Origin of the sequence: Arthrobacter sp. TS-15 (genome assembly GCF_006964045.1) — a bacterium.
In the GTDB taxonomy this organism is placed as follows: Bacteria; Actinomycetota; Actinomycetes; order Actinomycetales; family Micrococcaceae; genus Arthrobacter.
The window spans coordinates 97,750-124,353 of record NZ_SDXQ01000048.1 but is presented as its reverse complement, the minus strand read 5'-3'; the positions used below and the strand labels follow the sequence as shown (position 1 = coordinate 124,353).

At 62.4% G+C, this 26,604-nt stretch carries 26 protein-coding genes and 1 riboswitch; of the genes, 18 read left to right on the top strand and 8 right to left on the bottom strand.

Annotated elements, in window-relative coordinates; genetic code table 11:
* The first annotated feature begins 76 nt into the window (after positions 1–76).
* Positions 77–916, top strand: a complete 840-nt coding sequence (locus EU811_RS19460) for a carbon-nitrogen hydrolase family protein (RefSeq protein WP_142939946.1) — start codon at positions 77–79, stop codon at positions 914–916.
* Here EU811_RS19460 and EU811_RS19455 read toward each other — a convergent pair.
* The 3 genes from EU811_RS19455 to alr all read right to left on the bottom strand — a co-directional run bounded on the left by EU811_RS19455 (position 913) and on the right by alr (position 4,164).
* Positions 913–1,176, bottom strand: a complete 264-nt coding sequence (locus EU811_RS19455) for a hypothetical protein (protein WP_142939945.1) — start codon at positions 1,174–1,176, stop codon at positions 913–915. The genes EU811_RS19460 and EU811_RS19455 overlap by 4 nt on opposite strands.
* A gap of 149 nt (positions 1,177–1,325) precedes the next feature.
* Positions 1,326–2,942, bottom strand: a complete 1,617-nt coding sequence (locus tag EU811_RS19450; protein ID WP_142939944.1) for a PucR family transcriptional regulator — start codon at positions 2,940–2,942, stop codon at positions 1,326–1,328.
* On the bottom strand, positions 2,932–4,164 hold the full coding sequence (alr, locus tag EU811_RS19445) for an alanine racemase (protein WP_142939943.1): 1,233 nt from the start codon (positions 4,162–4,164) through the stop codon (positions 2,932–2,934). The genes EU811_RS19450 and alr overlap by 11 nt, the downstream gene beginning before the upstream one ends.
* Positions 4,165–4,358: 194 nt before the next feature.
* Between alr and EU811_RS19440 the strand changes: the two genes are divergently transcribed.
* Positions 4,359–5,789: an amino acid permease gene (locus EU811_RS19440; RefSeq protein ID WP_238703469.1), complete on the top strand. Its 1,431-nt coding sequence runs from the start codon at positions 4,359–4,361 to the stop codon at positions 5,787–5,789.
* On the top strand, positions 5,786–7,486 hold the full coding sequence (locus EU811_RS19435) for a flavin monoamine oxidase family protein (protein WP_187697253.1): 1,701 nt from the start codon (positions 5,786–5,788) through the stop codon (positions 7,484–7,486). The genes EU811_RS19440 and EU811_RS19435 overlap by 4 nt, the downstream gene beginning before the upstream one ends.
* Positions 7,487–7,561: 75 nt before the next feature.
* Here EU811_RS19435 and EU811_RS19430 read toward each other — a convergent pair whose 3' ends face one another.
* The 3 genes from EU811_RS19430 to purU form a co-directional block, all read right to left on the bottom strand.
* A complete protein-coding gene (locus EU811_RS19430; protein ID WP_142939941.1) occupies positions 7,562–8,080 on the bottom strand; it encodes a gamma carbonic anhydrase family protein in 519 nt (172 codons plus the stop codon).
* Positions 8,081–8,162: 82 nt separating this feature from the next.
* A complete protein-coding gene (locus EU811_RS19425; RefSeq protein ID WP_142939940.1) occupies positions 8,163–8,828 on the bottom strand; it encodes a class I SAM-dependent methyltransferase in 666 nt (221 codons plus the stop codon).
* Positions 8,829–8,849: 21 nt separating this feature from the next.
* A complete protein-coding gene (gene purU / locus EU811_RS19420; RefSeq protein WP_142939939.1) occupies positions 8,850–9,701 on the bottom strand; it encodes a formyltetrahydrofolate deformylase in 852 nt (283 codons plus the stop codon).
* A gap of 35 nt (positions 9,702–9,736) precedes the next feature.
* A riboswitch (ZMP/ZTP riboswitch) is annotated at positions 9,737–9,822 on the top strand.
* Between the two features lie 116 nt (positions 9,823–9,938).
* On the opposite strand from purU, the gene glyA reads away from it, so the two are divergent.
* The 5 genes from glyA to EU811_RS19395 all read left to right on the top strand — a co-directional run bounded on the left by glyA (position 9,939) and on the right by EU811_RS19395 (position 15,051).
* Positions 9,939–11,234, top strand: coding sequence for a serine hydroxymethyltransferase (gene glyA / locus EU811_RS19415; RefSeq protein ID WP_142939938.1), 1,296 nt, complete (start codon positions 9,939–9,941; stop codon positions 11,232–11,234).
* A 149-nt stretch (positions 11,235–11,383) separates the two neighbouring features.
* On the top strand, positions 11,384–12,277 hold the full coding sequence (locus EU811_RS19410) for a bifunctional methylenetetrahydrofolate dehydrogenase/methenyltetrahydrofolate cyclohydrolase (RefSeq protein WP_011773960.1): 894 nt from the start codon (positions 11,384–11,386) through the stop codon (positions 12,275–12,277).
* A 158-nt stretch (positions 12,278–12,435) separates the two neighbouring features.
* Positions 12,436–13,365, top strand: a complete 930-nt coding sequence (locus EU811_RS19405) for an ABC transporter ATP-binding protein (RefSeq protein ID WP_142939937.1) — start codon at positions 12,436–12,438, stop codon at positions 13,363–13,365.
* Positions 13,366–13,381: 16 nt separating this feature from the next.
* Positions 13,382–14,221, top strand: coding sequence for an ABC transporter permease (locus EU811_RS19400; protein ID WP_187697261.1), 840 nt, complete (start codon positions 13,382–13,384; stop codon positions 14,219–14,221).
* Positions 14,218–15,051 carry an ABC transporter permease gene (locus EU811_RS19395; protein WP_142939936.1) on the top strand — a complete coding sequence of 278 codons (834 nt, stop codon included), beginning with the start codon at positions 14,218–14,220 and terminating at the stop codon, positions 15,049–15,051. The genes EU811_RS19400 and EU811_RS19395 overlap by 4 nt, the downstream gene beginning before the upstream one ends.
* A gap of 5 nt (positions 15,052–15,056) precedes the next feature.
* Here the strand turns inward: EU811_RS19395 and EU811_RS19390 are convergent, their stop codons facing one another.
* Together EU811_RS19390 and EU811_RS19385 are read right to left on the bottom strand one after the other, a co-directional pair.
* On the bottom strand, positions 15,057–15,545 hold the full coding sequence (locus EU811_RS19390; RefSeq protein WP_142939935.1) for a pyridoxamine 5'-phosphate oxidase family protein: 489 nt from the start codon (positions 15,543–15,545) through the stop codon (positions 15,057–15,059).
* Between the two features lie 52 nt (positions 15,546–15,597).
* On the bottom strand, positions 15,598–16,047 hold the full coding sequence (locus EU811_RS19385) for a pyridoxamine 5'-phosphate oxidase family protein (RefSeq protein ID WP_142939934.1): 450 nt from the start codon (positions 16,045–16,047) through the stop codon (positions 15,598–15,600).
* A 130-nt stretch (positions 16,048–16,177) separates the two neighbouring features.
* On the opposite strand from EU811_RS19385, the gene EU811_RS19380 reads away from it, so the two are divergent.
* The 10 genes from EU811_RS19380 (at position 16,178) to EU811_RS19335 (ending at position 26,529) form a co-directional block, all read left to right on the top strand.
* Positions 16,178–16,744, top strand: coding sequence for a hypothetical protein (locus EU811_RS19380; protein WP_142939933.1), 567 nt, complete (start codon positions 16,178–16,180; stop codon positions 16,742–16,744).
* Positions 16,745–16,754: 10 nt separating this feature from the next.
* A complete protein-coding gene (locus EU811_RS19375) occupies positions 16,755–17,588 on the top strand; it encodes an exodeoxyribonuclease III (protein ID WP_142939932.1) in 834 nt (277 codons plus the stop codon).
* Positions 17,589–17,608: 20 nt separating this feature from the next.
* Positions 17,609–18,733, top strand: coding sequence for a tryptophan--tRNA ligase (trpS, locus tag EU811_RS19370; RefSeq protein ID WP_142939931.1), 1,125 nt, complete (start codon positions 17,609–17,611; stop codon positions 18,731–18,733).
* A 4-nt stretch (positions 18,734–18,737) separates the two neighbouring features.
* Positions 18,738–19,415: a 2'-5' RNA ligase family protein gene (locus EU811_RS19365; protein ID WP_142939930.1), complete on the top strand. Its 678-nt coding sequence runs from the start codon at positions 18,738–18,740 to the stop codon at positions 19,413–19,415.
* Complete coding sequence (locus EU811_RS19360) at positions 19,342–20,427, top strand: YihY/virulence factor BrkB family protein (RefSeq protein ID WP_142939929.1); 1,086 nt, start codon at positions 19,342–19,344, stop codon at positions 20,425–20,427. Before EU811_RS19365 ends, EU811_RS19360 begins: the two co-directional genes overlap by 74 nt.
* A 13-nt stretch (positions 20,428–20,440) precedes the next feature.
* A complete protein-coding gene (locus tag EU811_RS23695; RefSeq protein ID WP_142939928.1) occupies positions 20,441–20,593 on the top strand; it encodes a glycine zipper domain-containing protein in 153 nt (50 codons plus the stop codon).
* A 257-nt stretch (positions 20,594–20,850) separates the two neighbouring features.
* Positions 20,851–22,770 carry a polysaccharide lyase family protein gene (locus EU811_RS19350; RefSeq protein WP_160147665.1) on the top strand — a complete coding sequence of 640 codons (1,920 nt, stop codon included), beginning with the start codon at positions 20,851–20,853 and terminating at the stop codon, positions 22,768–22,770.
* Between the two features lie 153 nt (positions 22,771–22,923).
* Positions 22,924–23,904: an ABC transporter permease gene (locus tag EU811_RS19345; RefSeq protein ID WP_165450211.1), complete on the top strand. Its 981-nt coding sequence runs from the start codon at positions 22,924–22,926 to the stop codon at positions 23,902–23,904.
* The gene (locus tag EU811_RS19340) at positions 23,901–24,872 is read left to right on the top strand and encodes a carbohydrate ABC transporter permease (RefSeq protein ID WP_238703464.1); all 972 of its coding nucleotides are present in this window, start codon (positions 23,901–23,903) and stop codon (positions 24,870–24,872) included. Before EU811_RS19345 ends, EU811_RS19340 begins: the two co-directional genes overlap by 4 nt.
* Before the next feature lie 13 nt (positions 24,873–24,885).
* Positions 24,886–26,529: an extracellular solute-binding protein gene (locus EU811_RS19335; protein WP_142939926.1), complete on the top strand. Its 1,644-nt coding sequence runs from the start codon at positions 24,886–24,888 to the stop codon at positions 26,527–26,529.
* Positions 26,530–26,604 lie beyond the last annotated feature (75 nt).

The window sequence follows — 26,604 nt, the reverse complement described above, 5'->3', positions numbered from 1 at the left end:
CGGGCGCGGCCTACGCTTGAAGAAGAAACCCCGGGCCTGTGTCAGGTAGCCGGGAACAGGCGAAACCAAGGTGGTAATGATGCTGCTCTCAGTCCTGCAGGCGAACGCTTCCGTCATGGACGTTGAGGCGAACCTGCGCACAATCGACGACGCCGCGCAGCGCGCCGCCCACGCGGGGGCCGGGTTGCTCCTGACTCCAGAGTTGTTCCCCGTGGGATATGCCCCTCTGCGTCTGCACACCGAATTGGACCCTGCCACGCTCCCGGGCATACGTGAACGTTTGGCCGGCATCGCCCGCAGGCACAACATTGGCTTGGTCTACAGCCTTCCGGCCCCGGCTCAGGATGCACCAGGTCACGACGACGGCGCACAGCCCCCTCGCGCTGAAGGCGCTTGGAACATCACGGCTACTTTGCTGGACGCCACAGGCAACAAAGTCCTCAACTACGCAAAGGTTCACCTCTTTGGCGCAGAGGAACACAAGGCGTTCGTGGCCGCCCAAGAACCTCCCGCCGTCGTGGATTTCAACGGGATCCGCACCTCCATGCTGATCTGCTACGACGTCGAGTTCCCTGAGGCAGTCCGCGCGGCGGCCACCCGCGGCGCCGAACTCCTCCTGGTGCCAACAGCCCTTTCTGCCGGATTCGACAACGTTCCGCAAGTGCTCATCCGCGCCCGTGCGCTGGAAAGCCAGCTGAACGTGGCCTACGCCAACCACTCCGGCCATGAGGACGTGTACAACTTCCTGGGCGGCAGTGTGGTGGCAGGTCCGGATGGTTCCTTGCTGGCGGCGGCGGGGGAGTCGGCCGCCCTGCTGTTCGCCGAGGTGGGTACAGATTCAGTCAAGGCAGCTCGCGATGAGGTCCCGTACCTGCGCGAACGCCGGCCGGAACTGTATAAGGAGTGGGAGCACTAGTTCAGGATTCGCCGGCGGTTTCTGAGAAGATGCACGAGGGAGGCGATGAATCCTGCGATAAGTAGCGTGCCAAGAATGCCGTTGTTAGAGATGCCCAGCTCTAACCGGAAACTTCCGTCCGACACATCGTGCCGCTGCTCTACATACGCTGCTTCCGCGATTTCCTGGCCTGAGAACGGGGCTGACATAATCCAAGCGAGCAGAGCCACTCCCAGCGCGGCGACGATCGACACCCGAAGTCCGGTGATGAGTGTGGGCATTGTGTTGCTCCTTCTGAGTTAGGTGGGGTCGGCGTTCCTGAAGCCTATGTGTCACGGGGCTTCCCCAGCAGCCAAGCATCCAAACTAGGTGCCGAAAGCGGCCAAATTAGGTGCTGAGGATGCCGATACCTAGACGCCTCTTCTGTCGTCTAGGTGGTGCTGCCGGCATCAACAGGAAGCGCTGCCACCAACTCGTCCACATACTGCAGCGCGAACCAGAGCTCAGCCCGCACTTGCGCCTGATTGAGGTCCATGTCCAGAAGTTCCCCCAGCACGCCGATCTGCCGCCGCACACTGTTCCTGTGCAATCCCAGCAGCTTGGCAGAACCGTCCCAACTGCCGTTTTCACTGAGCCAACCCCGCAGCACCGTCAACAGTGGGTCCCGCCGATCAGCTTCCAATGCGAGTATGGGCGCCAGGAGTCGTTCGGCCAGGAGGGTCCCGGCTTCGCGCCCCAAAAGTCCGGCGACGGACCAAGTTACCTCATCCACACGTGCGCTCTTGCCGGTTGTCACCACGCGGCTGCGCAGGGAGTCCGCACGTTTGTAGGCTGCCTGGAGCCCGAGAAGTTCGGTCGCTTCGCCAATCACCAGCCGCCAACCGAGTTTCTCCACATCGGATACCAGCGAATCGTCCACCTTGAAGCGCGTGATCGCAGCGAAACCGTAGTCGGTGATCTCCACCAGTTTGGTGTCGAAAAGCCTGCGCCATTGCAGCAGCTCACGAACAGGCCCGTCGTCCGCGGCGCCGTCCACCCTGATGCCCAGGACCACCCTCAGTTGCCCGGACCTGGTGGAGGATATGCTCTGGGCCAGTAAGTCCTTGAGACCGTTGACGTGCTTGGTTGAGCCGGAGGCCAGCGAGTCAGGATGCAGCAGGACCGCGGTAGCCAGTTGACTTGGGGCCAGCGAGCCACTGGTCCTTTGCCGAAACAGCAGCTCCAACAGCCCAACGGCCGACTGCACCACGTTGTTCTGGGCGGGCGTCAGCGGCCCCTCCGAGCCGAGAATCAGTGCGCCCAGGTTGGCGTCCTTGGTGCTGCGCAGCGGATGCCCGAACACCAGTGCCGAACCTGGCTGCTCAAAACCGTCCATCTCCACCCGCGGACCGCTGCCGGACAGCAACCGCTCCAACATGGGGGAGAGCAATGAATGTTCGACGCCGTTGCTGCCGCCGGCATTATGCCCGCGCGCCCGGACCCGCCCGTCAGCGCCCACCAGAACAGCCCACACGGGCACCCTCTGCACCAAGGCGGCCAGCAGTTCGTGTTCCGGCCTGGGGGAGAGGACCGCCCGCATGAGTTGCCGGTTGGTCTCTGCCAGCTGCCGGAAAACCCTGGCGTTGTCGGTCTCCAAGAGTTGTGAGAATTCCAGGCCGATGGCGGCGAACGGCACGGACTCCGGTACTTCGAACAGGGTGAGGTTGTGCTTCCGGCAGGCGTCGAGCAAGACGTCCGGGACGGCGTCGAAATACGGCCTGATACCGAACCCCAGCGCCGCAACCTTGGCTTCCACCAGCCGCTGGACATAGGCATCCACCTTGGCCGCCGAGCCGCCCTTCCCAAGGAAAGGCAACCCGGCGGTGAGGAGGAACTCACCCTCCGGCAGGTACGGTGTGGGGTCTTCGAGCTCACTCGGTTCCACCCACCGCAACAGCGAGGCGCCGCTGCCGCCGTCGTGAAGCATTGTCAACTCCGGCGGCAGCTGCTCCAGAAACTGTTCGAGCGTGACGAAACTGAGGCGGGCGGTGGCGGGCTCAGGCGACATTGCCCTGCCCGGCGGTGGCCGGCTCCTGGTAGTCGGGGCACTGGTAAGCGGTAGTTGCGTAAGCGCGGGGGAGCCGGGGCGCGATCCTGTTGATGATCTCGTCGCCGTGGCTGCCGATCGCGGCACCCCAATCGTCGGCGCTCGCCGCCCCGTCTGCCGGATCGCCAAACAACACCGCGGTGTCACCCACGCCGATTCCCAAAGCGTCCGGGCCAAGATCCACCATGAACTGGTCCATGCACACTTTGCCGATGACCGGCACCCGTCGGCCCGCAATGTTCACCACCGAACGGCCGCTGATGCCCTTGGGGATGCCATCCGCGTAACCGAGCGGAATGAGCCCGAGGTACCGCGGTTCGTAGGTGATCGCTTGGTGCTCGTAGCTGACGCCGGTGCCGGCGGGGACCTTCTTGACCATCACCAGGGGCGCCGTCACGCTCAGTGCCGGACGCAAGCCGAAGTCGGCCGGGTTCAGGTGGTCGGCCGGAGCGAGTCCGTAGATGGCCAGCCCGGCGCGGACCATGTCGAAGTGGAATTCGGGGCGGTCCAGGATGTTCGCGGAGCTGGAGACGTGCCGGAGTTCGGGGTTAAAGCCGGCTTCGTGTGCCTGGCGGACGGCGTCCTCAAACTCGGCTACCGCCGTGGCATTTCCCGGGTGCGCAGGAACATCGGCCCAGGCCAGGTGCGTCCACAGGCCGCGTACGGAAAGGTTGCCGTCGAGCTCAGCCTGCCTGGCCTGCGCCACGAGTTCAGGCCAATCCTCCTTGCGTGCACCGCCGCGGCTTAGTCCGCTGTCCAGTTCCAGATGAACGACGGCGGGGCGGCCCAGGCGTTGGGCGATACCTGCGAGCGCCTCCAGTTGGCCGACGCTTCCGAGGGAGACATCGATGTCGTTTTCCAGTGCTTCAAGGATGGTGGCGCTTGTCTGGGATGCCAGATACAGCCAGGAGAGTATAGGCACTGTGATGCCTGCCTGCCTCAGCGTTATGGCCTCGCTGAGCTGGGCTGTCCCAAGCCAGTCCGCGCCTGCGTCTATTGCTGTTCGTGCTACTTCAACTAGTCCGTGGCCGTAGGCGTTGCCCTTGACCACGGCCATGAAATACGGCGCCTTGCTGCGCTTTTTCAGGGCTCTGACATTCTCTGAAATGGCGGTCAGGTCAACGTTGACCTGTCCGGACAAAGCCGCCGGAGCCGCCTCTTGATAGTGTGCATTACGTCTCATGGTTGAACACTATAGGTCATTTTGCACCACGGTGAGAGGTGGCTCACATGCCAGTCTTGTGGAGGGGAAATCGAAACTACTTTGAAGGGACGTCAAGGGTGACTGTGCCTGTGAACACTAAAAACCCGGCAGCGGCAAGCACTGCCAGGCCGAGCCTGGGTGCGCAGCTCCTGCGCCGCAAGCCGATCGGACAGATGGTCAGCGAGGCTGGAAGCGGCGAGGGCGGAACACCGCTGGTCCGCAGCTTCGGAGTTCTCCAGCTGACCATGATCAGCGTTGGTGCCACGCTGGGCACCGGCATTCTGGTGATCCTTGGCGAGTCCGTGCCGCTGGCAGGACCTGCCATCTGGATTTCCTTCGTGATCGCCGGTGTGGCTGCGCTGCTCTCCGCCGTGTCTTATGCCGAAATGGCCGGGCTGGTTCCGGTGGCAGGCTCGTCCTACTCCTACTCCTACGCCACCATGGGCGAAGGCATGGCCTGGATCTGCGGTTGGTGCCTTGTGCTGGAATACGCCGTTTCTGTGGCGGCCGTTGCTGTTGGCGCCGGGCAATACGTGAACGAGACCCTTGCCGCGTTCGGCCAGGTCCTGCCCGATGCCATGAGCCAGCCGCCAGGAGACGGGGGCTTGGTGAACGTACCGGCCATGGTGATCGTAGTCCTGGCCATGGTTCTGCTGGTCCGGGGCGCCCGCGAGAGCGCATGGATCAACACCGCCATTGTCATCATCAAGGTGGGCATCCTGATCTTCTTCTGCGCCGTCGCCTTCACCGCTTTCAACGCAGGCAACTTCGAGCCGCTGCTGCCCATGGGTGCTGCCGGTGTTTCCGCCGCAGCGTCCAGCGTCTTCTTCTCCTACATCGGGTTTGACGCCGCCTCCACAGCTGGTGAGGAAGCCCGGAACCCTAAGCGTGACCTGCCCCGGGCCATCATGCTTTCCATGGTGATCGTCACCAGCATCTACGTCCTGGTTGCTGTAGCAGCCATCGGCGCCCGCCCCTGGAACTGGTTCGACGGTACCGAAGCTGCCTTGGTACAGATCCTTCACGAGATCACCGGCCAGCCCTGGATCGCCTTGGTGTTCTCTGTCGGCGCTGTGCTGGCGATCGCAAGCATCGTACTTACGGTGCTTTACGGCCAAACGCGCATCATGCTCTCCATGTCCCGCGACGGAATGGTGCCCAAAATCTTTGGCCGCGTTTCCCGCCGAACCGGCACCCCGGTGGCCGGCACGCTGATCATAGGTACCGCCGTCGCCCTCACCGCAGGCCTGGTGCCGCTTGGTGCGCTGGCGGACGCCACCAGCATCGGCACGCTCTTTGCCTTCGCCCTGGTCAATGTGGCCGTCATCTACCTGCGCCGCAACCGCCCCGATCTTGAGCGGAGCTTCCGGGTTCCGCTGTACCCGATCACACCGATCCTGGGCACGCTGATGTGTGCGTATCTGATGCTCAACCTCGGCGCCGACACGTGGATCACCTTCGGGGTTTGGATGCTCGTGGGCATTGCCATCTACTTCGGCTATGGACGCCGAAACTCCAAGGTAGCCGCGCTCAGCGAGCAGGACTACCGTGATCTAACCACCAGGGCCGTGAGCCCGGAACCTGTGAAAGCAGAAAACTCATGACCATTGCCACAGAACTCCCTCTCGCCGAGGTCACTTCGGGTGAGGCCGCCGCTGCCCCCATCACCATGCTGAACCCGGACTTCCCGTTCAGCTACGACCATTACCTGGCACACCCCGACGGGTTGGGCTCAGTCCCCGAGGAGCTGTACGGAACGGAAGTGGCCATCATCGGCGCCGGACTGTCCGGCCTGGTGACCGCGTACGAACTCATGAAGCTTGGCCTCAAGCCGGTCATCTACGAGGCCGACCAGATCGGTGGACGTCTGCGGACTGCCAGCTTCCCGTCTGCTCCCGGTGTTGTGGCCGACCTTGGCGGCATGCGCTTCCCGGTGTCCGGCAAGGCCTTCTACCACTACGTGGACCTGCTGGGCCTGGATACCAACGAGTTCCCCAATCCCATGGCGCCGGCAACTTCTTCCACCGTGATTGAACTCGCGGGCAAGAAGCACTACGCCACCACGGCTGATGAGCTGCCGGAGTTCTTCCTCGAAGTGGCCGACGCCTGGAAGGCAGCCGTGAACGATGGCGCGGCCTTCGCCGAAATGCAGGAAGCCATCAAGGCCCGCGACACCAAGCGGATCAAGGAACTGTGGAACGCACTCCTTCCAGAGTTGGATGAGCAGACCTTCTATGGCTTCATTGCCGCCAGCAAGTCCTTCAAGGAAGCCGGCTTTGCGCACCGCGAGGCGTTCGGCCAAGTGGGGTTCGGCACCGGCGGCTGGGACACCGACTTCCCCAACTCCATCCTCGAAATCCTTCGAGTGGTCTACACCGACGCCGACGACCAGCACCGCTCCATCGCGGGAGGAGCGCAAAGGCTCCCCGAGGCACTCTGGAACCACGCGCCGTCGGGCCTTAAGTACTGGCCGGAAGGCACCTCGCTGGCATCCCTGCACTCCGGTTCGCCGCGCGGAGCCGTGGACAACATCCGCCGGGCGGATAACGGAGACCTCCTGGTCCGCGAAAATTGGGGGCGCGAGGCCACGTACCCGGCCGTAGTGACCACCTGCCAGTCCTGGCTGCTGTCCACACGCATCCACACCGAGGAAGCGCTGTTCCCTGCAGAACTGTGGACGGCGATCGAGCGCTCGCACTACATGCAGTCTTCCAAGACATTCGTCATGGTGGACCGCCCGTTCTGGAAGGACATCGACCCGGAAACGGGCCGCGAAGTCCTCTCCATGACGCTCACCGACCGCCTCAACCGGGCGACGTATTTGCTCGACGACGGCCCGGACAAGCCCGCCGTGATGCTCCTGTCCTACACATGGAATGATGACGCCCTGAAGTGGTTGGCCCTGAGCGCCGAGGAACGCGTGAAGCTCATGCTGCACTCGCTGGAGCAGATCTACCCGGGCGTGGACATTGCCAGCCACATTGTGGGGCAGCCGATCACCGTGTCTTGGGAAGCCGACCCCAACTTCATGGGCGCCTTCAAGGCAAACCTGCCCGGCCACTACCGGTACCAGCAGAGGCTCTTCACCCACTTCAAGCAGGACCAGCTGCCGGAGCACCAGCGCGGCATCTTCCTCGCTGGCGACGACGTGTCCTTTACCGCGGGCTGGGCAGAGGGCGCCGTGACCACTGGCCTTAACGCCGTGTGGGGAGTGGTGAACCACCTCGGTGGCACGTCCGCTGCCGGCAACCCCGGACCGGGAGACCTGCTGGACGAGCTCGGCCCCATCTCCCTGGACTAGTCTCTTACGTTGCGGGGCCCGCTCTGCACACTAAACCCCCGGGTTAGTGCGCAGAGCGGGCCCCGCATTTCGACTTTAGGCGTGCATGTCCCGGTGCGCAGCAGCGAGCTCCTTGTAGTGCGCGGCGTTGTGCTTCACGCCCTCGAACTCTTCATCAGTCAGCTCCCGGCGGACCTTCGCGGGCACGCCTGCCACTAGGGATCGCGGGGGAATGACTGTGCCTTCCAGAACCACCGCCCCGGCAGCAATGAGCGAGCCTGATCCGATCACCGCGCCGTTGAGGATGGTTGCACTCATGCCGATCAGGCAGTCGTCCTCCACAGTGCACCCATGGACCACCGCGCTGTGCCCTACAGAAACGCGCTCGCCGACTCTGCAGGGAAAACCGGGGTCGGCATGCAGGACTACGTTGTCCTGCAGGTTGGACCCCGCGCCCACACTGATCGCAGATGTATCTGCGCGGACGGAGACGCCATAGAAGGCGCTGGAGTCCTGGGCCAACGTGGCCTTGCCGATGATGGATGCGGTGGGCGCCACGAAGGCGGATTCATGGATGGCCGGAGTGTCCCCGGCGAAAGTGTATGAGGGAGCCATAAAGCCAGCCTAAGTCACCCCCGCACCCAACTGAGTCGCAGCAGAGCGCGTTATGAGGGCTCAAAACGCGCTCAGCTGCGAGCTAGTTGGGTGAGGGGGTGCGGAGGACCAGGAACTGGTAGTGCTGCACCCAGTTGCCCGCGCCGGGACCGGACTCCACGCCCGCACCCTCGGGCCAGGTCCGGAAGTGCTCCACCGCGCCGTGTTCGCCAAAAATCCGCTGCACGGTTTCGTCGCTGCGGCGGCTGAAGAAACGCCGCGGTTCCTCCAAGTCCTCGGGGTTCAGGACCTCGCAATCCTCCCCCGACCAGAGTCCGACGGCGATCGGCGCACCAGGTGAGGTGACCCGCACAAGTTCACGGACGACGTCGTGTATCCGGGTGTTGGGCACATGAAGCAGGGTGCTCATGGACCATGCCGCCGGGAAAACGGAAGAGGCAAAGGGCAGGTCCCGCCCACTGGCAACCGACACGTCAAGACCGTGGGAGCGGGCAAGGCGAATACTCTCCGGGGACAGGTCAACTCCGGTGTAATGCAGCCCGGCGCGGACAAACTCCACACCCTCTACACCGGTTCCGCAGCCCAACTCGAACACCGAGTGCCGGTGCTCGGCCTTCAAGAGACGAATGAACCACTCCCGGGAGTCAACCCTGTGAGGGGTCAGCGCGCGGGTATTCCGGACGGGCGCCTGCCGGTCGTAGAAGACAGCCAGGTCAGCCTCGTGGTCGGCGTCATGGATGCCCCGCATAAACCCAGCATAGGAGCGGTGTTAGTTGAACACCACGGTGCGGGTGCCGTCCAGGAGAACCCGGTGTTCGGCGTGCCACTGGACCGCCTGAGCCAGCGTGCGGCCCTCCACATCGCGGCCCATCTGGACGAACTGGGCGGCCGTGCGGGCGTGGTCAACGCGGATGACTTCCTGCTCGATGATCGGACCCTCGTCGAGGTCTGCGGTCACATAGTGGGCCGTCGCACCGATGATCTTCACGCCGCGCGCATGGGCTTGGTGGTACGGCTTGGCGCCCTTGAATGAGGGGAGGAACGAGTGGTGGATATTGATGGCCTTACCGTTCAGTTCCGTGCACAGATCGTTGGAGAGGACCTGCATGTAGCGTGCCAGGACGGTGAGTTCAGCATCGTGTTCGGTGATCAGTTTCAGCAGCTGAGCCTCGGCCTGTGGCTTGGTTTCGGGGGTCACCGGAATGTGGTGGAACGGGATGCCGTAGAACTCTGCCAGCGGCTCAAGGTCACGGTGATTGGACACGATGGCCGGAACGTCAATAGGCAAGGTGCCGGTGCGCTGCTGGAACAACAGATCGTTGAGGCAGTGTGCGTCTTTGGAGCACAGGATGATGGTGCGGACCTTTTCGCCCACGGGGTTGATCTGCCAGGTCATTCCGAAGGATTCGGCCACCGGCTTCAGTGCGGCCGTCAGTTCCGCCTGGGAGTTCGACGTCGTTGCCTCCACGCGCATGAAAAAGTTGCCGGTGCTGGGGCTTCCGTACTGCTGGGAGTCGGCAATATTGCAGCCGGCCTCAAGCAATGCTCCCGCGACGGCATGGACGATGCCGGGGCGGTCGGGGCAGGAGAGTGTTACAACGAAAGCGGTGGAGTCAGTCACACGATCAAGCCTACCTGTGCCGCGTTGTTGTACTGTTAACGGGTCGCAACTGGCGTTGGGTGGACTACCACCAGGGAGCGGCAATCATGAAGACCACGGATCGTACGCCTGGGCCGAGGGTCATGTCTTACCGCTGCACGCACGTGACCGATCCCTCCGTCAAAAAAGGGGACGCGGGAATGCTGCTGCCGGTAGCCTGACCTGTAGCACCACCCGTTGCCTAGCCAGGAGAATTCCGTGACTACCACAACCACTTCCGCGTCTGTCAGCAACCAGTCGCTCGCCGATCTCGATCCCGAGATTGCAGCAGTCCTCAACCAGGAACTTGGCCGCCAGCGCGGCACCCTGGAAATGATCGCATCGGAGAACTTCGCTCCCCGCGCCGTCATGGAAGCCCAGGGCTCCGTCCTGACCAACAAGTACGCCGAGGGCTACCCGGGCCGCCGCTACTACGGCGGTTGTGAGTACGTCGACGTCGCCGAGCAGCTTGCGATCGACCGCGTCAAGGAACTCTTCGGCGCTGAGTACGCGAACGTCCAGCCGCACTCCGGTGCGCAGGCAAACGCTGCTGCGCTGTCCGCGATGATCACCCCGGGCGACAAGATCCTGGGCCTGTCCCTTGCACACGGTGGACACCTGACCCACGGCATGAAGCTCAACTTCTCCGGCAAGCTCTACAACGTAGCTGCCTACCAGGTTGAGGAGGACAACTTCCGGATCGACATGGACAAGCTGCGCGAGCAGGCCATTGCCGAGAAGCCGCAGGTCATCATTGCCGGTTGGTCCGCGTACCCCCGCCAGCTGGACTTCGCTGCCTTCCGCTCCATCGCTGACGAAGTCGGCGCGCTCCTCTGGACGGACATGGCGCACTTCGCCGGCCTGGTTGCAGCAGGACTGCACCCCAACCCGGTGCCGTACTCCGACGTCGTCACCTCCACGGTCCACAAGACCCTGGCCGGCCCCCGTTCCGGTGTGATCCTTGGCAAGCAGGAGTGGGCCAAGAAGCTCAACTCCAGCGTCTTCCCCGGCCAGCAGGGCGGGCCGCTCATGCACGTGATCGCCGCCAAGGCTGTTGCTTTCAAGATCGCCGGCGGCGAAGAGTTCAAGGAGCGCCAGGAGCGTGTCCTCGAAGGTGCCAGGATCATCGCTGACCGCCTGAACCAGTCCGATGTTGCCGAGGCCGGCGTCTCTGTCCTCACCGGCGGTACCGACGTTCACCTGGTCCTGGTGGACCTGCGCAACTCGCAGCTGGACGGTCAGCAGGCAGAAGACCTCCTGCACTCGGTGGGCATCACCGTGAACCGCAACGCTGTTCCGTTCGACCCCCGCCCGCCGATGGTCACCTCCGGCCTCCGCATCGGCACCCCTGCCCTGGCTACCCGCGGATTCGGTGCAACCGAGTTCACCGAGGTTGCCGAGATCATCGCTACGGCGCTCAAGGCAGGTTCCTCAGCCGACGTCGAAAGCCTCCAGGCCCGCGTCGACAAACTGGCCGCTGACTTCCCGCTGTACCCGCAGCACGAGCAGTGGTAACCCACGCTCCCGCGGATCAACAAGCAATGCCCGGTCATTGAACCGGAGTCGACGGGATCCGCCGCCACACCTACGGCGGCGGGTCCCGTTGGCATGAGCCACCTATGAGGCTTCCCCACACAGGTCACCCACCAGAAAGAGCAGATGGAATGACACAGTCCACCGCACAGATCCTCGACGGCAAGGCCACCGCCGCAGCCATCAAGGCAGAACTGACCACTCGCGTTTCCGTCCTGGCCGCCAAGGGAATCGTCCCCGGCCTGGGCACCATCCTGGTGGGCTCGGACCCCGGCAGCACCTGGTACGTCGGCGGCAAGCACAAGGACTGCGCCGAGGTTGGCATCCAGTCCATCCGCCGAGACCTCCCCGAAGACATTTCCCAGGAGGACCTCCTGGAGGTTGTCCGTGAGCTGAACGACAACCCGGAATGCACCGGCTACATCGTCCAGTTGCCCCTTCCCAAGCACATTGACCAGGACGTCATCCTGGAAGCCATGGACCCGGATAAGGACGCCGACGGACTGCACCCCATGAACCTTGGCCGCCTGGTGGCCAATGTGAACGGCGAGATGAAGTCTCCGCTGCCCTGCACGCCCAAGGGCTGTGTGGAGTTGCTGCGGCGCCACAACATCGAACTCAAGGGCAAGCGTGTCCTGGTGGTTGGCCGCGGCGTCACCATCGGCCGCCCCATCGGTCTGCTGCTGACCCGCAAGGAAGTCAACGCCACGGTGATCCTGGCCCACACCGGCACGGTGGACCTGCCCGCGGAACTCAAGCAGGCCGACGTCGTGATTGCCGCCGCCGGAGTGCCGCACATGATCAAGGCTGAAGACCTCAAGCCGGGCGCAGTAGTGCTCGACGTCGGCGTCAGCCGTGTGGACGACGGCAACGGTAAGGCTGTTGTCACCGGAGATGTGGACCCGGCAGCTGCCGACGTCGCCGCCTGGCTGTCCCCGAACCCGGGCGGCGTAGGTCCGATGACCCGCGCCATGCTGCTCGCGAATGTTGTGGAGAGCGCTGAGCGCCAGGCTGGCATCGCCTAAATTCACACGTTCTAAATGAGAGGGCTCTTGCAAAATATCTGCAAGAGCCCTTTCACATGTCAGTGGGTGCTACTAGTCTGCTGAGGGTGCACAATGAAGCAACCCGCTCTCCTACACCGTCGCCAACACCGTCAGAATCGTCGCAAGTCAGTTTTGACATGAACCGACCCACCGTCATCAGCGCGCGGAATCTCACCAAGGCTTACGGTGACCTCACCGCCGTGGACAACATCTCCTTCGACGTACCGGCGGGGGAGTCCTTCGGGCTGCTGGGCCCCAACGGCGCGGGCAAGTCCACCACCATGAAAATGATCGGCGGCGTCTCCCAGCGCACCTCAGGATCGCTCACCATCATGGGCCTGGACCCCGAATCCCACGGCCCTGAAGTGAGGGCGCACTTGGGCGTCGTACCGCAGCAGGACAATCTGGATGAAGAACTCAAAGTCCGGGAAAACCTGATCGTCTACGGGCGATACTTCGGCCTGCCACTGAGCTACCTGCGGCCCAAAGCGGACGAGCTCCTGGAATTCGCGCAGCTGACGGACAAAGCCAATTCCAAGGTGGACGCCCTCTCCGGTGGCATGAAGCGCCGCCTCACCATCGCCCGTTCCCTCATCAACGAGCCACGGATCCTCCTGCTGGATGAGCCCACCACCGGCCTGGATCCCCAAGCCCGCCACATCCTCTGGGACCGGCTGTTCCGGCTCAAGGAAAGTGGTGTGACGCTCATCCTCACTACGCATTACATGGATGAGGCCGAGCAACTGTGCGACCGCCTGATCGTGGTGGACAAAGGCCGCATCATGGCCGAAGGCTCCCCGGCCAACCTCATCCGTGAACACTCGTCGCGCGAAGTACTGGAGCTTAGGTTCGGGTCCGAGCGGAACGCGACAATCGGCGTCGAACTTCACGGCATCGGTGAGCGGCTGGAGACGCTGCCTGACCGCGTACTTATCTACGCGCATGACGGCGAGGCCGCGCTGGAGCAGGTCACTGCGCGTGGGCTGCGGCCACTGACATCGTTGGTGCGCCGCTCGTCGCTGGAGGACGTGTTCCTGCGGCTGACGGGGAGGAGCCTTGTTGACTAGCGGCACCGACAAACCGATCACGACGGCGGAGCGTCCCTTGCGAGCCCACTCACCTGAGGTTTCGGCTGCCAGGGCGCGACGCTGGGGTTCGTTCTTCTACGCGGAGCAGGTCCTCCGTGTCATGCGGAACTACGGCTGGTCCGTCGTCCTGTATAGCGTGGGCCAGCCGGTGGCGTACCTCTTCGCCATGGGAGTCGGTCTCGCCAGCTTGGTGGATGCCAACAGCGAGGCAGCGTTCGGTGGCGTCAGCTACCTGGAGTTCGTGGCTCCGGCCCTATTGGTCTCAGCGGCAGTGATGACCGCGTCCGGAGAATTTTCCTACCCCATCATGGATGGCTTTAAATGGCGCCGCGTGTTCTACGGTCCACATGCCTCGCCACTGATTCCGCAGCAGATTGCCAGCGGCCACATCATGGCCAGCACGGTGAGGTTCCTGCTGCAGTCGGTGGTCTACTTCGTGGTGGTGGCACTGTTTGGGGCTTCACCCAGCCCATGGGGTTGGGTGGCAGCCATCGTGGCCACGGTGGCGGCGTTGTCCTTCGGGCTCCCGCTCATGGCTTATGCGGCCAGCATCAAACAGGACAAAGGGCAGTTCGCTTTGGTGCAGCGCTTCATCGTGATGCCGCTGTTCCTGTTCTCGGGGACATTCTTTCCGCTGGATTCCCTGCCGGTAGCGGTCCGCTGGATCGGCTGGATTTCACCGGTATGGCATGGAACTGAGCTGGGCAGGGTATTCACCTACGGGATGGACCAGAACCCGCTGTTGACCATCACCCACGTGGTGTACCTGGTGGCGACGGCAACGGTGGGCTGGGTTCTGGTGCGCCGCCAGTTTGTGAAAAGGATGGGTTCATGAGTGTCCTGACAGGTGGCCACAGCGCCACCGACCTTGCCCGCGAACGTAAGTTCGGTTCGCTGTACTCGCGCAATGCGAAGGCTGTTGTGGGTCGTGGGCTCATGGCGGCCAAGAGCAGTACGTGGCTGGTGATGGTCTCCGGATTCTTCGAACCTGTGCTGTTCCTGCTTGCCATGGGTGTGGGCATGGGCTCGATTGTGGGAACGGTTCAGGGCCCAGGTGGTGAGGAAATCAGCTACGCCGCCTACATTGCCCCGGCACTGTTGGCCGTCTCCGCCATGAATGGGGCCATTTATGACTCGACGTGGAATGTCTTCTTCAAGATGAACTTCGCCAAGCTGTACCAAGGGATGCTCTACACCTCCTTGGGGCCACTTGACGTGGCGATCGGCGAGATTTTCCTGGCCCTCCTTCGGGGGCTGTTGTACGCCACGGGATTCACCGCTGTCATGGGAGTGATGGGACTGATTACCACCTGGTGGGCCATCCTGGTCATTCCAGCCTCGGTGTTGATCGCCTTCGGCTTCGCGAGCTTCGGGATGGGTATCACCAGCTTCATGAAGACCTTCCAGCAGATGGACTGGATCAACTTCTTCCTGCTGCCCATGTTCCTTTTCAGTGCCACCTTTTACCCGCTCAGCGTGTACCCGCAGGTCATCCAGTGGTTCATTCAGGCCATGCCCCTGTGGCACGGAGTGGAGCTGCTGCGGCAGATCAGCGTGGGCTCGTTCAGCCCGGCCACGGCCATTCATGTGGGCTATTACGTGGTGATGATCGCCCTCGGCATCATGCTGACCACGGGAAGGCTGCGCCAGCTGTTCCTCAAGTGAGGACCTTATTCGAACGAGGCCCGCCGGGGGTCGTTGGTCCTGGTCTTCCACACATCCGGTGCGTTGACTTTGAACCTTCGTCCCGTCAAAGCCCGGGGCACCAGCCGGATGTAGTTGTCCTTGGCTCCGGGTTGCCAGGGTTCAAGACCCAATGCGTTCACCTGTGCGATCTCGTCGGGGTCTGTCATGAGCTCCGTTTCGCCCCGGGCAACCACGCTCCATGCTTCCCCGCTGGGGGCATCGTACCCATCGATTTCCAGAACCCCCGGCCGGGAAGCCAATGCTCCCCACAGCTTCCTGCCAGGGCTGCTGCGGAATACGAGATGCCTTTGAAACAGAACGTAATTTACAGGAAAGATCTCCGGGTGGTCATCCACCACCAAACCAATGCGGCCGATGGTTGCAGCCGCCAGCAGGTCCCAGCAGTCATCGAATGCCAAGGTCGGGTCGCTTTGGTGCTGGGGAGAACCGGTGGTTTCCGTGGAATCTGTCATGGTTTCCTCTCATGTACGGTCGCTGAAGTATGGACTGGCACGAGGCACATTCTTACGGTTCCCGGGCAGGCCACCATCGTTGTGAATCGTTGATGACAAAACGCCGCCCTGACAACACTGTTGGTGTGATGCGGAAAAGGTGATCCTTGGTCCCGGGTTCCCAGGGCGTGAGCTCGTGGGCCGCACTTTGCTGGCTGGGGTCATCCGCGGGAATCGCTTCCGCAAGCCCCTTGGCTATCACGCTCCACGCGATGGTTCCATAGGCGTTGAAGCCGTCCGCTTCCAAAGCCACAGGCTCATTGCCCAACAATGCATCCATCTTTGTCCCAGGAGCGGTACGGAGGATGAGAGTGCCGTCCTCCGGAAAATAGTTGACCGGAAAGATCTCGGGGCCGTCCCCGGTGGTCAAAGCCAAGCGCCCCAACGACGAGGAACGCAGCAGCCTCCAGCACTCGTGAACCTTGAGGATTTGTACATCTGGGCGATCTTCAACGGTGCTCATGAGGCGAGCATACCCAGAGGAAGGGCATAGCCATAGAGGGGCGCCCGCAGCGTTTGGTGGCCCTTGGAGCCCTTGTTCGCCGTCCGTGGAAGCGGACAGGGCACCGTTGCTCATTTGAGAGAATGGGTACATGCAATCTCTCGGTGACCCGCACCCGTCCACGTCTCCCGCCGGCAAAGGCATCTTCAAGGGCTTCCGCATCGGTGGCCTGGGGATGACAGTTGTCATCATTGCCTTCCTGGTGGCCGTCATCTTCGCGGCCAACCAGAATGACGTGGTGGGCTGGGTTGTTGCTGTCATCGCTTTCGGCTGGCTGGCTTTGGCAACGTTTGTGGTGGTGAGTATTCGCAAGGCCGCGCAGCGGGCCGGTGCCAAGTTGACCGAAGCGCAAAATGCGTTCAATGCCGCAGCCGGCCGCGCGCCGTCGTCGTCCGCTGCTGACAGTGGAGGCACGCGCGTTGTTGCCGAACGCAGCAAAGCTGATGAGGTGCGGGACCTCAAACTGGACCATTCATTCAAGATTGTCCAGGTGCAGGTCCGCGTGGTGGATGAGGAACGGGCCAAAGGCGCAACGGCGGACCAGGACACTATCAACCGTGCGCTGGAAACCATTGCCATTACGGCGACGAATGCGCGGGACATGATCAAGTCTTCCGGCGGCTCGGACGAGCCCGTGGCCGGCACCATCATCGACTAGAGTGGACCGGGTGAGTACGGCATTGAAGAAGGACTTCCTTCGCATCGCATCAGTAAACGTCAATGGCCTCCGGGCTGCCTACAAGAATGGCATGGCGGAATGGCTGGAGCCGCGCGAGGTAGACATTCTCTGCCTGCAGGAAGTCCGGGCGCCTGATGACATCGTCAGGAAACTCATCGGTGAAGGGTGGCACATCCTCCACACCGAAGCCGAAGCCAAGGGCCGTGCCGGCGTGGCCATCGCATCCCGTGAGGAGCCAACCGCTACCCGCATTGGCGTTGGCGACGACTACTTCGATACGTCCGGGCGCTGGGTTGAAGCCGACTACACCGTGCAAAATGCTGCCGGTGAGTTCACCACTCTCTCCGTTGTCAGCGCCTATGTGCACTCCGGTGAAGTGGGAACCCCCAAACAGGACGACAAATTCCGTTTCCTGGATGCCATGACCGTTCGACTGCCTGAGCTCGCCAAACACAGTGACCATGCTTTGGTTGTTGGCGACCTCAACGTCGGGCACACTGAACTCGATATCAAGAACTGGAAGGGCAACGTCAAACGTGCCGGCTTCCTCCCGGAGGAGCGTGCCTACTTCGACCGCTTCCTCGGCGAAGAAATCGGATGGAGGGATGTCCACAGGGGCCTGGCAGGAAATGTCGCCGGCCCCTACACCTGGTGGTCCCAGCGCGGTAAGGCCTTTGACACTGACACGGGCTGGCGCATCGACTACCACTTGGCCACACCGGACCTCGCGGCAGCCGCCTTCTCGGCTGTGGTTGACCGGGCGCCTTCGTGGGACACCCGCTTCTCTGACCACGCACCGCTGGTAGTCGACTACCGGCTCTAAGCTTCCTAAGGTATTGCTCCATGACTAGTTCCACCACGACTGAAACCGGCGCATCGGCTGATGCTGCGGCCCAACCGCAGCCCGTAACGTCCACCAAGCTCCCCGTGGGCGCCAAGCACCGGGTCCTGTCCGGTATGCAGCCTTCCGCCGACTCCCTGCACCTTGGCAACTACCTCGGCGCCCTGGTCAACTGGGTCCGGATGCAGGAAGAGTACGATGCCGTCTACTTCATTCCTGACCTGCACGCCATCACAGTGCCGCAGGACCCTGCAGAACTCGCCCGGCGCACCCGGGTCACCGCAGCCCAGTACATCGCCGGTGGCGTGGACGTGGATAAGTGCACCCTCTTCGTCCAGTCCCAGGTTCCCGAGCACGCCCAGCTGGCGTGGGTCCTGAACTGCATCACGGGCATGGGTGAAGCCGCCCGCATGACCCAGTTCAAGGACAAGGCCCAGAAGCAGGGTTCGGACCACGCCAGTGTCGGCCTGTTCACCTACCCCATCCTGCAGGCTGCAGACATCCTCCTCTACCAGCCGCACGGTGTTCCGGTGGGCGAGGACCAGCGTCAGCACGTTGAGCTCAGCCGGGACCTTGCCAACCGCTTCAACAGCCGCTTCGGCGAGACATTCCAAGTGCCTGAGGCCTTCATCCAGAAGGAATCGGCCAAGATCTACGATCTCCAGAATCCCAACGCCAAGATGTCCAAGTCTGCGGAGTCGCCGGCCGGCCTGATCAACCTCCTGGACGATCCCAAGACCGTCGCCAAGCGCATCAAGTCAGCCGTCACGGACACCGAGACGGAGATCCGGTACGACCGCGAGAACAAGCCGGGCGTTTCCAATCTGCTGACCATCTACTCAGCCATCAGCGGCACACCGGTGGAAAAGATCGTGGCGGACTACCAGGGCAAGATGTACGGACACCTGAAGGTCGACCTGGCTGAACTCGTCTCCGGTCACCTGGCGCCCATCCGGGAGCGTGCCAACATACTCCTGGCCGATCCTGCGGAACTGGATCGGCTCCTGGCCCTCGGCGCGGACAAGGCCCGTGAAATCGCTGCCGCAACCCTCGCGGACGTCTACTCCAAGGTCGGATTCCTGCCGTACCGCGGCCAGGCCTCCCACGGAATCCAGGGAGTCCGCTAAGCCCATGTGCTCCGCTGGCCAGCTCAATGTCACCACCGGCACCCGTCAGGGTGCCGGTCCGGACGACTCCCGCCAGCCCGCTGCTACCGGGACCGATTGCGGCACCGGTGACACCATGTGCGTCGGTGTCATCCTGGGGTTCCCGCCCGAGATCGCCCGTGAACTCCAGGAATGGAGGGCCTCTTTCGGCGATCCGATGGCAGAGGTCATTCCTGCGCACATTACCCTGATCACCACCACACCCACCCAGGACTGGGGCGCTACCCGCGAACACGTCAGGGAAGTTGCGCGGACTCAGGAGCCGTTCAACATCACCATTTCCGGCACGGGTTCTTTCCGTCCCATCTCGCCGGTGGTGTTCGTTAACGTGGAAGAAGGCTTCGAAGAGTGCGTGCAATTGCACGAGAAACTTCAAAGCGGTCCGCTTGAACGGATGCTCCCTTTCCCGTACCACCCGCACGTCACTGTGGCTCACGATGTTGCCCAGGAAAACCTTGACGAGGCCGAAACGGTTCTCAGAGATTACCGCGCGACCTTCCCTGTGGTTAGCATGGGACTTTACGAGCACGACACCAATGGAATTTGGCAGCTACGGGAAGAGCTCGACTTTGGCGGCGATACTGACGAGGAACAGCAAACGGATCCAAGCCACAGAGGCGGACGTTCCTCCGCTGCCCACTGAGCTGGCAAAACTCAAACTCCAGCTTCTCCGCAAGAGGCAGGAATGGGGCTCTGCGAAGCGCACGGGCGGGGGACTGCCAAAGAAAGCCGGCGCATTCTTTGCGCTCGTCCTCGCCAGGCTTAACACGATCCGTGCCCTGCGCTCCTTTCAGCACTACACGCGCCAGCACGGGCCACTCCTGGCGGCCGGTATCGGCTTCAACATGTTCTTCTCCGTGACTGGTTTGCTCACCACCGGCTTCGCCATCGCAGGGATCGTGTTGGGTGGCAACCCTGCCCTGCAGGACGCCGTCATCGACAGTGTTGCAGCGGCTGCCCCCGGACTCCTGCAGGTGGACGGCGGCGAAGGACTGGTGGATCCACAATCCTTGCTCAACCCGTCCGGACTTGGATGGACGGCCCTCATCGCAGCGGTTGTGACGATATTCGTCTCCCTGGGCTGGATCGCCAGCATCAGGGAAGGGCTCCGGGGGGTCATGGAAGCTGACCCTTTGGTACGCAACCCCATCCTTCAAAAACTCATTGATGCCAGCACCTTGCTGCTCCTCGGCGTCATCCTTGTCATCAGCGCAGGCGTCTCGCTCGTCTTTGGTACGGCGGCCGACTGGTTCATCGCTTTGCTCAACCTGGACGAGGGCGTCACCGAGCCCATAGCGGCCACCGTGAAGATTGTGGTTCCGCTCCTGCTGAACTGCGCGACGGCGGCCGTGCTGTTCAGGATTGCCGGTGGCCTGAAGCTGGGGCGCCGCGCGTTCCTGGAGGGAGTGGTGCTGGCGGGTGTCGGCACCACGGTCCTGCAGTTCTTCAGCACCGAACTTCTGGCACGTTCCGGAAACAATCCGGTGCTGGCGTCGTTTGCCATCATCATCGGATTGTTGATCTGGTTCAACCTTGTGAGCCAGGTGTATCTCGTCTCGGCGTCGTGGTCAGCAATCCGCGAGGCTGACACGGAGTCGGGGGGTTCCCCGCACAAGAAAGTCCTCGGCTCGCGTCGAGTAGCGCCCCGCACCTGATCTGGAGGCCGCCATGAACAACCCACTGTGGATCGCTTGCCTCCTCGGAGCCGCGGCCGGACTCATCGTTGGCCAGTTGGTGTTCAAGTCACCCTTTTTGGGCATCCTCATCGGGGTGGGGCTTGGCGCACTCGTCGGGGCGTCGATGGGTCCCCGGAAAAACTGAAGTCCCCTCCGTCCATGAGGGAGCTGCGAGTCACCTTGAGGACCAATTGATCGGATGTAAGCGCTCCCATTTTCCTTCAGGCAACGCTTTTCGTCTCACATCGTGAGATAAAGAATTAAACATCCGATGTCAGTTTTTACGCGTCATTCTGCGGAAACCGGTTTCTCAGTGCATCCTGAAACGTGTCAAAGATCTTGACGGTCTTGTCATGCGGTGGATGAATGTTGTTGACCCCTCCGCCTTCGAAAGGATCGACGATGATCTCCCGCAGGGAATTCCACGCCTTCAGCGCCGCAGGAACCGCACTGGCACTGGCCGCCGTCGCTACAGTGCAAACGCCAGCCGTAGCCGCTGAGGAGGCTCCCTCCAGTGGCCCGGCCCCGTCATTCACCGAGAACTCCGCCCAGATCACCGTGGATAACGGCCGTGTCCAAGCCGTTTTCGACAAAGCCAGCAACGCCCGCCTCGTCTCCCTGAAGCTGGACGGGCAGGAACTGCTCGGCACCACCGGTCGCGGCCGGTTCGATCAGGTAACCAGCGTCTTGGGGGCGCCCGGTGGCGACTACACGCCGGGAACCACTTTCGCCGTGCGCCAGGAGCAGGACTTTGTGGTGGTATCGGCTGTCCTCAATGCCTCGGCTTCGGGTCCCTATGCGCGGCAATGGAACTTCATCTTCCGCTCAGGAGAGCCAGGATTCCATCTGGCGCCCCGCTTCTCGCACAGTTCCAAGCACGCGGGGGTGCATCTGGAACAACACCGCTTCGTCGCATGGGTGGACCCGGAGATTTTCACGCACGCCAGCGTGGAGGAGGACACCTTTGGCCAGCCGTGGCGAGCTGACGCGGCGCGGATGCCCACACCGCAGGACCTCCAGGCCGGTCCGATGGTCATGGACGCCACGCATGATCTGGCGGGAACCCGAAGCGCCTATGCCCGCCGGTACTACACCAAGTACGACTGGGCTGTTTCCATGAAGGATCACTCGGTGCACGGCTTGTACGGTAATGGCTACGGAATCTGGTCCGTCACGCCCAACCGCGAGTCCTTCAACGGTGGTCCGTTCCGGCAGGATCTCACCCTGCATCAAACCACTGAAGCGCCCGTGTTGCTCGTAGAGCCGCATGCCACGCACTTCGGGGCCATGCCCGTGGACACCTACGGCGACTGGGCGAAAACCTACGGACCATACTTCGTCCTGCTCACCCAGGGAAGCGATCCGCAGCGCATGCGCGAAGAAGCGGTCTCGTATGCCCGCTTCGACAAACATGCCGCATTCTATGATCGGGTGGCGCTGGAAGGATGGGTTCCTACCGCTTCCCGCGTCACAGTGTCCGGCAAGGCAAAGGTGCCAGGGCAAAAGAGCATGGAGGGCGCGCTGGTGATCCTGTCGGATAACCGGGTGCCGGCACAGGACACCACCGAAGGCTTCCAGTACTGGGCCGAGGTGGATCGCAACGGGTCTTTCGAGCTCAAGAATGTCCGTCCCGGCACCTACCGCGTGACCGTGGTCAAGCCCGGAGTCTGGGGTGAGCACGTCATCGACGACGTTGTGGTGGACCAGGGTGTCGTCAGGCTCGCCAACATGGTGTGGAAGCCCGTTGCCCACGGCAGGACCGTATGGCAGCTCGGCACCCCGGACAGGACGTCGGCTGAATTCCGGCGGGGCCAGGAATCCCGGCGCTATGATGCCTTCACCTTCTTCGACGGCGACTTCCCGGACGGTGTGCACTATGTGGTGGGCGAAAGCGGCCCTGAGGACTGGGGTTACATCCAGCACCAGGTCCTGGACGGAAAAACGCAGGCTCCGTGGTCGGTGTCGTTCACCCTTGATACCTTCGACGCGGAAAAAGCCTCACGGAAAGGGCAGCAGGCCACGCTGACGGTGGCCTTGGCTGCGTGGGCCATGGGGTCCGCTGTTCCTGTTCCGAATGTGACCACCAACCTCACCATCCGGATCAATGGGCAACCCTTCGTGTGGGAATTTCAGCCATCCGATGCCAAGGGCGCCACGTACCGCAGCTCCCATGCCGGGCGGAACTACTCCCGTGAGTTCCGCTTTGACGCCGCTTTGCTCAAGCGTGGAGTCAATACGGTGACGTTCACCATCAACGAGGGGGCGGACCCGGTGGCCGTCAATCAGGCCGCCTACGACGCCATCAGGCTCGAGCTGGACTAAAAGCTCCGGAGCGGGCACGGGCCGGGCTCCTTACCGGCCGCGTCGGGGTTGCTGGGAACTTGCCGACGCTGGTGTCCGCTCCGGTCACACCATTTATGAAACGTATCAACAACCGCTCGCCTTCCCAGCCAACGAGCCCGTGAAAGGTGTTGCATGACGATCGAAACCAGCAGGAAACCGCCCGGATCGCCGGCTGTGGCCCAAGCGCCGGAAGGGCGTCGGAAACAGCCTTGGTGGCAGCGGATGTGGCGGGACCGGATGCTCTTGGCGTTCGCCTTACCCGGAATGATCCTTCTGCTGCTGTTCCACTACGTTGCCCTCCTGGGCAATGTCATAGCCTTCAAGGACTACCAGCCGTTCCTGGGGATCTGGGAGTCGATGTGGACCGGCCTGGAGAATTTCCAGGTGCTGTTCAATGGCGATCCCGATTTCCTGAACGCACTCCGGAACACGTTGGTCCTGACCTTGATCCAGACGGTCTTCGTCTTTCCGGTGCCCATCGTCCTGGCGCTTCTCCTCAACAGCCTGCTTTCAGAGCGGGTGAAGAGACTCGTCCAGTCCATCCTGTACCTTCCCCATTTCCTCTCGTGGGTGATCGTGGTGGCTATCTTCCAGCAGATGTTCGGTGGCTCGGGAATGGTCAACAACTTCCTCAGATCCAATGGTTGGGCTGCCCTGGACATCCTGGGCAACCCGGATACCTTCTTCGCACTCCTGACGTCACAGGTGATCTGGAAGGACACCGGCTGGGGAACCATTCTGTTCCTGGCTGCACTGTCCCAGATCGATTCGTCACTGTACGAAGCCACCGCGGTGGACGGTGCAGGACGATGGCGCCAGCTATGGCACATAACGCTCCCCGGCTTGCGGGGCATCATCATCCTGCTCCTCATCCTGAAGCTCGGTGACTCGCTCAGTGTGGGATTCGAACAGATCATCCTGCAGCAGGCCGCCGTGGGCGTCCAGGCCTCAGAGGTGCTGGACACCTACGTCTACAACAACGGAATCGTCGGAGGCAGTTGGGGTGTCTCCACAGCCGTCGGACTGGTCAAAGGACTCATCGGCGTGGTCCTTGTCCTGGCAGCCAACAAGATCGCCCACGCTTTCGGCGAGAACGGAGTGTACAAAGCATGACCACCACCCAGGACGCCACTCGTCAAAGCACGTCCGGAACCAGCGTTGCCGAAAGGGGGATACCCGCCAAGCGCAGGAAACGCAGGACCGTTAACGGAGTCGAACCGCCAGGGCTGATGATGCGTGCGTTCAAAGGTGTGCTCCTCACAGTGGCGTGTACCGCCGTCGTGCTTCCCTTCCTTGGAATCCTGTCCACCAGCATCTCCAGTCCCGAACACGTGACCCGCAACGGCTGGTTCGTGATCCTGCCCGACACCCTGAACTTCGGCGCCTACCAGTCCATCCTGTCCGGCGGCGTGGTCACCCAGGCCTTGGCCGTCTCTGGTTTTGTCACCATCGCCGGGACGTTGTTATCCCTCCTGGTGACAAGCCTGCTCGGATACGCCCTGGCGCGGCCCGGGGCCTTCGGGATGAAGACCATGCTGCTGTTAGTGCTCTTCAGCCTGCTGTTCTCCCCGGGCATGATTCCCTCCTATCTGGTGGTCAAGGAAGTGGGCCTCATCGACTCCCTGTGGGCCCTGATCGTTCCGTCCATGGTGAGCGGCTTCAACGTGATCGTGATCCGTGCGTTCTTCAGTCAGATCCCTTCAGAGCTGCTGGAATCGGCGAGGATCGACGGCGCAGGGGAGTGGCAGATCTTCAGCCGGATCTGCCTGCCACTCTCCAAAGCAGTGCTCGCCGTGATCGGCCTCTTCTATGCAGTCAGCTACTGGAACGCCTTCTTCAATGCCCTGCTGTATCTCAATGACAGTGCCAAATGGCCGCTCCAACTGGTGCTGCGAACCTACGTGGTCAACAACGCGCAACTGGATCAAGGAGACCTGAGCGGGGTCATGGAGAGCATGCCACCGCAGCCCTCCATCCAAATGGCCATCCTGGTCCTCTCGCTTGTCCCGATCCTCATTGTCTTTCCCTTCCTCCAAAAGCACTTCGCCAAGGGCGTCCTCACCGGCGCCGTCAAAGGTTAGAAAGGTCACGGTCATGCACGAAGCCGTCTCACAGAAACAGTTCAGCCGCAGGAGTTTTGCTCGCGGTTCCCTGGGAATATTGGCCCTCGCGGCGTTGGGCAGCCCCCTGCTGGCCGCCTGCTCACCCGGTGCCCAAGGGGGAGCCGCAGGCGCCCAGGGCAAAGGTGCACTGCCGGACTTCATCCGCTATGAGGGAGTGACCCCGGACCTCAAAGGCACCGACCTTGGCATCCCTGACGTCTTTTACCGCTACCCGGCGCAGCCCGTGAAAGCACTGGCCCAGGCTCCCGGTGACGGGAAGGCCATCACCTCCATGGTGCAGACGTCCTCGCCCATTCCGCCGGGGGTGGATAAGAACGCCTACTGGCAGGAACTGAACCGACGGTTGGGCTCGGACCTCCAGATCTCCATGACGCCGGCCACCGACTATCCCAGTAAGTTCGCCACCGTGGTGGCAGGAGACACCCTGCCGGACATCTTCCAAGTGGCACGCGGTGCAAACTCCGTCCCGCAACTACTCCGGGCCAAAGCTGCAAACCTCACCGAACACCTCTCCGGCAATGCCATCAAGGACTACCCCTTCCTGGCCAACATCCCCTCGGAGTCATGGTCTGCGGCCATGTTCGGGGGCGAAATCTTTGCCATCCCCATTCCCCGCGGTGTCCTTCAGAGCACCATCCAATACCGCCGGGAGGACCTGCTGGCAGCCAAAGGCATCACAGCCCAACCGGCCAGCTTCCAGGACTACCTCTCACTCTGCAAAGAGCTCAGCGACCCTAAGGCCAACACCTGGGCGCTGACCCAGGTTCCCATCAACTTCATCGCCCAGACCCTCAACGTGCCCAACGGCTGGCGTGAGGAAAACGGGCAGCTCACCAACAAGGATGAAACACCCGAGATGAAGGAAGCATTGGAAGCCGGGCGGAGAATGTTTGCTGAAGGCGTGGTAAATCCGGACGCCTTCGCAGCCAACGCGGGCCAGTACAAACAGTGGTTCCTGGCCGGGACTGCATACTTCACCGGCGACTCCTACAGCGCCTGGCCGGCGTACTACCAACAGGCCGCAGGGCAGGAGGGCTTCAAGATCTCCGCTTTGGACGTTCCAGGGTTCGACGGCGGCAAGGGCTCGCTATGGATCGGCTCACCCACCCACAGTGTGGTGGCTTTCAACAAGAACGCCGGGGACAGGCTGGAGACATTCCTGCAGGTGGCCAACTGGCTGGCGGCTCCGTTCGGCACTGAAGAGTATCTGTTCCGCAAATACGGAGTGAAGGGAGTCCACTATCAACTCTCAGGGACCGATCCTGTGCCCCTGGACTCCGGAGTAGGGCAAACCCAGTTGGGCCAGCAATACCTGGCAGACGCCCCCACGGTGCTGTACCTCCCCGGTGAGGAAGACGTGGTGAAAGCCCAGTATGAGCAAATGAACCGCGTCCTGCCCGATGGTTCGGCAAGCCCGGTGGAGGGCTTGTATTCCGAGACCGAGGTCAGGAAGGGAAGCCAGCTGGAGAAGAAGCTCCGCTCCGTCCGCGATGACATCCTCCAGGACCGCCAGCCGGTCGCCGCCTGGGACGACGCCGTCAAGGAATGGCGATCCGGCGGTGGTGACAAGATCCGCTCGGAGCTTGAAGAAGCGCTCGCGGCCAGCAAGGCCTGAGGACCCATCAGCACGGTTCCCGGCTCGGGAACGAGGCAGGCCCGCTGTGACAGCCCCTGACCCAGGGCGTCACAG